The following is a 5,916-nucleotide window of genomic DNA, read 5'->3' as shown; positions in this document are numbered from 1 at the left end:
GCTGCGGGCGGCCCGAACGTCATTGCAGGCCGACGCGCCGGTGCTGGTCCAGGTGCCGCGCCGCGGGTACGTGCCGTCGCTGGCGTGCGCCCGCTGCCGCGCGATCGCCCGGTGTCGGCAGTGCACGGGCCCGCTGTCGCTGCAGGACGGCGGCCAGGCGCTGGTGTGCCGCTGGTGTGGGCGCCTCGACCCGACGCGGCGCTGCGCCCGGTGTGGCTCGGACGCGGTGCGCGCCGTCGTGGTCGGCGCCCGCCGCACCGCGGAGGAACTGGGCCGCGCGTTCCCCGGGACGCCGGTGATCACGTCGTCGGGCGACGGGGTGGTGTCCGGGATCGGCGCCGGACCGGCCCTGGTGATCGCCACCCCGGGCGCGGAGCCGCGCGCGCCTGACGGTTACGGGGCGGCGTTGCTGTTGGACACTTGGGCGCTGCTGGGCCGCCAGGACCTACGCGCCGCCGAGGACGCGTTGTGGCGCTGGATGAGCGCCGCCGCGCTGGTCCGCCCCCGCGGTGCCGGCGGCGTCGTGCTGGCGGTCGCCGACTCGACGATCCCGACGGTGCAGTCGCTGATCCGCTGGGACCCGGTCGGCCACGCCGAAGCCGAGTGGGCCGCGCGCGCCGAGCTGGGCCTGCCGCCCTGCGTGCATATGGCCGCCGTGGACGGCACCCCCGCCGCGGTGCGCGAACTGCTCGAGGAGGCGCAGCTGCCTCGGGAGGCCGACCTGCTGGGCCCGGTGGACCTGCCGGCCGGCGTGCGCCGCCCGGCCGGGATCGCCGCCGACGCGCCGGTGACCCGGATGCTGGTGCGCGTCCCGCGGCCGCAGGGCCTGGCGCTGGCGGCCGCGCTGCGCCGGGGGATCGGCGTCGTCAGCGCGCGACAGACCGGCGAGCCCGCGCGCGTGCAGATCGATCCCCTGCACATCGGCTAGCTCGACACCATAGCCGGGGGGCATTGTGCGCGTAGTCAACAATCACTGTCTACGATATTGGAAGGTTGCTACACTTTCTCTCTTCAGCCGCCGACAACCCGGACGCGATCGTCGAGGAGGGCCACATGGCAGCGGACAATCCGGCCACGGTCGACGAGTCACTGGACGTCATCACCGATTCCCTGTTGACGGCTTCCCGGTTGCTGATGGCGATGTCGGCGCGCTCCATCGGTCAGGTCGACGACACCATCACCATTCCGCAGTTCCGCACGCTGGTGATCCTGTCGAACCGGGGGCCGGTCAACCTGGCGACCCTGGCGGGTTTGCTCGGGGTGCAACCGTCGGCGACCGGCCGGATGGTCGACCGTCTGGTGGCCGCCGGGCTGATCGACCGGTTGCCGCACCCGACCTCGCGGCGCGAGCTGCTCGCCGCGCTCACGCCGCGCGGCCGCGAGGTGGTGCGGCAGGTCACCGCCCACCGGCGGGCCGAGATCGCCGGGATCGTGGAGAAGATGCCGCCCGCCGAACGCCACGGGCTGGTCCGCGCCCTGACGGCGTTCACCGCCGCCGGCGGCGAGCCCGACGTGCACCTCGACGCCGATTTCGACCTGTAGGCCGCTCAGCGTTTCTCGGCCGTCACCAACACGAACTCCCACTGCATGGCGCCGTCGACGAGGTACTCCTCGGCGAGTTCGACCAGCTGGGCGTCCAGCTCGTCGGCCAGCACCCGGTTGTGCCCGATGTTGGCGTAGGCCTCGATCGTCGGCCCGTAATTGCTCTTGAAGTAGCGGTGGACGGCCTCGGCGCTGGCGAACCGGTCGACGGTCAACAGGCCGAACGCGGCGCGGAATTCGCGCACGCGGTCACCGAACAAGGCGGCGACGTAGCCGGGGCGCCCCCACAACGTCGCGGGCGGCGTCGCCTGGGACAGGCTGGGCCGGTAGGGCCGGATGGTGGCGAGCATCCGGCCGAAGAAGCCGCCCGGCGTCCAGCTGATCACGGCGATGGTGCCACCCGGGCGGCAGACCCGGACCAGCTCGTCGGCGGCGCGCTGCTGGTCCGGGGCGAACTGCACCCCGATCGCCGAGACCACGATGTCGAACTCGCCGTTGCCGAACGGCAGCGCGTGGGCATTGGCTTCGCGGTAGTCAAGGGTCAGGCCGCGGGCGTCGGCGCGGGCCTGCGACCTCGCTAACAGCTCGGGCGTCAGGTCGCTGGACACCACCTCGGCGCCCGCGGCGGCGGCCGGCAGCGAGATGTTGCCGGAACCGGCGGCGACGTCGAGCACCCGCGTGCCGGGGCCGATGCCGGCCGCCTCGACCAGAACCGGGCCGAGCGGCGCCATCACCTCCTCGGCCATCAGGGCGTAATCGCCCAGCGCCCACACCGTGCGGTTGGTAGCGGCGTCGATGGTCATCGAACCTCCTGGGGTGAAGTGGGGCCGGCTGCCGACATCGTCGTCATGGGCTGACGCCATAACAGTAAGTAGTAGCAACAATGTGTATGAGCAACAATATACACACGCAAGATGGTGTCGCCTGAGCGCCTTCGCCGGCTCCCTACACTGTGCCGGTGCGTCTTGTTTTCGCCGGCACGCCCGAACCCGCGCTCCCGGCGCTGCGTCGCCTCATCGAATCGCCGCGGCACGAGGTGATCGCGGTGCTGACCCGTCCCGACGCCGCCGCCGGCCGGCGCGGCAGGCCCGAGCCGTCGCCGGTGGCCCGCGAGGCGCTCGACCACGGCATCCCGCTGCTGCGGCCCGCGCGCCCCAACAGCGCGGAGTTCGTCGCCGAGCTGGCGGAGCTGGCGCCGGACTGTTGCGCGGTGGTCGCCTACGGCGCCCTGTTGCGGGACGGCCTGCTGGCGGTGCCGCCGCACGGGTGGATCAACCTGCACTTCTCGTTGCTGCCCGCGTGGCGGGGCGCGGCGCCGGTCCAGGCGGCGATCGCGGCGGGCGATTCCCTCACCGGCGCCACCACCTTCTTGATCGAACCGAGTTTGGATTCGGGGCCGGTCTACGGCGTGGTCACCGAGACCATCCGGCCCACCGACACCGCCGGGGAGCTGCTGGACCGGCTGGCCGTCTCGGGCGCGGCGTTGCTGTCGACGACGCTCGACGGCATCGCCGACCAGACGCTGACGCCGCGGCCGCAGCCGACCGAGGGGGTCAGCGTGGCGCCGAAGATCACCGTCGAGGAGGCCAGGGTGCGTTGGGACCTGCCGGCGTTGGTGGTCGAGCGCCGCGTGCGGGCCGTCACGCCCAACCCGGGCGCGTGGACCATGATCGGTGACCTGCGCGTCAAGCTGGGGCCGGTGCACCTGGACGAGGCGCCGATCCCGTTGGCGCCCGGCGCGATTCACGTCGGCCGCAACAGCGTGTGGGTCGGCACGGGATCGCAGTCCGTGCGGCTGGGTCACCTGCAGCCGCCCGGCAAGAGACCGATGGACGCCGCCGACTGGGCCCGCGGAGCCCGGCTGGACCCGCAGGCGCGGGCGTCGTGAGCGCGGCACCGCGCCGCCGGCGCCGGCCCCTCGACCCGGCGCGCGCCGCCGCGCTCGACGTGCTGCGCGCGGTGAGCGAGCGCGACGCCTACGCGAACCTGGCGTTGCCGGCGCTGCTGCGGGAGCGCGGCATCACCGGCCGCGACGCGGCGTTCGCCACCGAACTCACCTACGGGACCTGCCGCAGCCGCGGGCTGCTCGACGCGATCATCGGTGCGGCCGCCAAGCGCGCGCCGGCGGCGATCGACCCGAAGCTGCTCGACCTGCTGCGGCTCGGGGCCTATCAACTGCTGCTCACCCGCGTGGACGCGCATGCCGCCGTCTCCACCACCGTCGAGCAGGCGGGCATCGAATTCGATTCGGCCCGAGCGGGTTTCGTCAATGGGGTGCTGCGCACCATCTCGGGGCGGGACGAGGCGTCGTGGGTCGCCGAGCTCGCCCCCGACGCGGCGCGCGACCCGATCGGGCACGCCGCCTTCACGCGGGCCCATCCGCGCTGGGTCGCGCAGGCGTTCGCCGACGCGCTGGGCGCAGCCGCGGGCGAACTACCGGCGATCCTGGCCAGCGACGACGAGCGGCCGCAGGTCCACCTGGCGGCCCGCCCGACCGCCGTGAGCGCCGCCGAGCTGGCCGACGCGGTGGGGGGCACCGTCGGGCGGTATTCCCCGTACGCGGTGTACCTGCCCGGCGGGGATCCGGGGCAACTGACGCCGGTGCGCGACGGTGCCGCCCTGGTGCAGGACGAGGGCAGCCAGCTGGTCGCCCGGGCGTTGACGCTGGCCCCGGTCGACGCCGACGCGGGCCGGTGGCTGGACCTGTGCGCCGGACCGGGCGGCAAGACGGCGCTGCTGGCGGCGCTGGGCGTCGGCTCAGGGGCGCGCGTCACCGCGGTGGAGCCCGCCCCGCGCCGCGCCGACCTGGTGGCCGAGAACACCCGCGGGTTGCCGGTCGACGTCGTGCGGGTCGACGGTCGCGAGAGTGGGCTGGAGCCCGGCTTCGACCGGGTGCTCGTCGACGCCCCGTGCACGGGCCTGGGGGCGCTGCGCCGCCGGCCGGAGGCGCGGTGGCGGCGGCAGCCCAGCGACGTGCCGCCGCTGGCCAAGCTGCAACGCGAGCTGCTGGCCGCCGCGATCGCGCTGACCCGCCCGGGCGGTGTGGTGCTGTACGCCACCTGTTCGCCGCACCTGGCCGAGACCGTCGGCGTGGTCGCCGACGCGCTGCGCCGTCACCCGGTGTCCGCGCTGGACACCCGGCCGCTGTTCGACGGCGTCGACCAGTTGGGCGCCGGGCCGTACGTGCAGCTGTGGCCGCACCGCCACGGCACCGATGCGATGTTCGCCGCCGCGTTGCGCCGCGAGGCGGCGTGACGCGAAGGCGAACCGATGGTGCTGCCGCCGCCGCGTTGCGCCGCGAGGCGGCGTGACGCGAAGGCGAACCGATGGTGCTGCCGCCGCCGCGTTGCGCCGCGAGGCGGCGTGACGCGAAGGCGAACCGATGGTGCTGCCGCCGCCGCGTTGCGCCGCGAGGCGGCGTGACGCGAAGGCGAACCGATGGTGCTGCCGCCGCCGCGTTGCGCCGCGAGGCGGCGTGACGCGAAGGCGAACCGATGGTGCTGCCGCCGCCGCGTTGCGCCGCGAGGCGGCGTGACGCGAAGGCGAACCGATGGTGCTGCCGCCGCCGCGTTGCGCCGCGAGGCGGCGTGACGCGAAGGCGAACCGATGGTGCTGCCGCCGCCGCGTTGCGCCGCGAGGCGTGAAGCCCTCATCGGGGCTCAGTAAGGTGGCGCTCATGGCTGGCAATTCCGGGAGACCGCTGATCGCGCCCTCGATCCTGTCCGCAGATTTCGCGCGGCTCGCCGACGAGGCCGCCGCGGTGACCGGCGCCGACTGGCTGCACGTCGACGTGATGGACAACCACTTCGTGCCGAACCTGACCCTCGGCCTGCCGGTGGTGGAGAGCCTGCTGGCGGCGACGAAGATCCCGATGGACTGCCACCTGATGATCGAGGACCCGGACCGCTGGGCACCGCCCTACGCCGAGGCCGGGGCCTACAACGTCACCTTCCACGCCGAGGCCACCGACAACCCGATCGGGGTCGCCCGCGACATCCGCGCGGCGGGCGCCAAGGCGGGCATCAGCGTCAAGCCGGGAACTCCGCTGGAGCCTTACCTGGAGGTGCTGACGCATTTCGACACGCTGCTTATCATGTCGGTGGAGCCGGGCTTCGGCGGCCAGAGCTTCATCCCCGACGTGCTGGGCAAGGTCCGCGCCGCGCGCAAGCTGATCGAGGCGGGGGAGCTGACGATCCTGGTCGAGATCGACGGCGGCATCAACTCCGACACCATCGAGCAGGCGGCCGAGGCCGGCGTCGACTGCTTCGTGGCCGGGTCGGCCGTGTACGGCGCGCAGGACCCGGAGGCCGCGGTCGAGGCGCTGCGGCGCCAGGCCGCCGCGGCGTCGCCACACCTGCGCGGATGACCGTGCCC

At 74.0% G+C, this 5,916-nt stretch carries 5 protein-coding genes and 1 pseudogene; 5 read left to right on the top strand and 1 reads right to left on the bottom strand.

Annotated features, from left to right (window positions below; translation table 11 throughout):
• Together A5714_RS17085 and A5714_RS17080 are read left to right on the top strand one after the other, a co-directional pair.
• Positions 1-928: pseudogene (locus A5714_RS17085) on the top strand (primosome assembly protein PriA); the annotation flags it as partial.
• A 125-nt stretch (positions 929-1,053) separates the two neighbouring features.
• Positions 1,054-1,542, top strand: a complete 489-nt coding sequence (locus A5714_RS17080; RefSeq protein WP_068067184.1) for a MarR family winged helix-turn-helix transcriptional regulator — start codon at positions 1,054-1,056, stop codon at positions 1,540-1,542.
• Between the two features lie 5 nt (positions 1,543-1,547).
• Here A5714_RS17080 and A5714_RS17075 read toward each other — a convergent pair whose 3' ends face one another.
• Positions 1,548-2,345 carry a class I SAM-dependent methyltransferase gene (locus A5714_RS17075; protein ID WP_068067185.1) on the bottom strand — a complete coding sequence of 266 codons (798 nt, stop codon included), beginning with the start codon at positions 2,343-2,345 and terminating at the stop codon, positions 1,548-1,550.
• Between the two features lie 155 nt (positions 2,346-2,500).
• Between A5714_RS17075 and fmt the strand changes: the two genes are divergently transcribed.
• The 3 genes from fmt (at position 2,501) to rpe (ending at position 5,908) form a co-directional block, all read left to right on the top strand.
• Positions 2,501-3,430, top strand: a complete 930-nt coding sequence (gene fmt / locus A5714_RS17070; RefSeq protein WP_068287046.1) for a methionyl-tRNA formyltransferase — start codon at positions 2,501-2,503, stop codon at positions 3,428-3,430.
• Positions 3,427-4,797 carry an RsmB/NOP family class I SAM-dependent RNA methyltransferase gene (locus A5714_RS17065; protein ID WP_156747358.1) on the top strand — a complete coding sequence of 457 codons (1,371 nt, stop codon included), beginning with the start codon at positions 3,427-3,429 and terminating at the stop codon, positions 4,795-4,797. Before fmt ends, A5714_RS17065 begins: the two co-directional genes overlap by 4 nt.
• Before the next feature lie 412 nt (positions 4,798-5,209).
• Positions 5,210-5,908 (top strand): ribulose-phosphate 3-epimerase, encoded by a 699-nt coding sequence (gene rpe / locus A5714_RS17060; RefSeq protein WP_156747357.1) that lies wholly within the window; start codon positions 5,210-5,212, stop codon positions 5,906-5,908.
• Positions 5,909-5,916: the final 8 nt, after the last annotated feature.

The organism is Mycobacterium sp. E2462, assembly GCF_001672685.1.
Taxonomy (GTDB): Bacteria; Actinomycetota; Actinomycetes; order Mycobacteriales; family Mycobacteriaceae; genus Mycobacterium.
The sequence above is the reverse complement of the archived record's forward strand: the minus strand, read 5'-3'. Positions and strand labels throughout refer to the sequence as shown.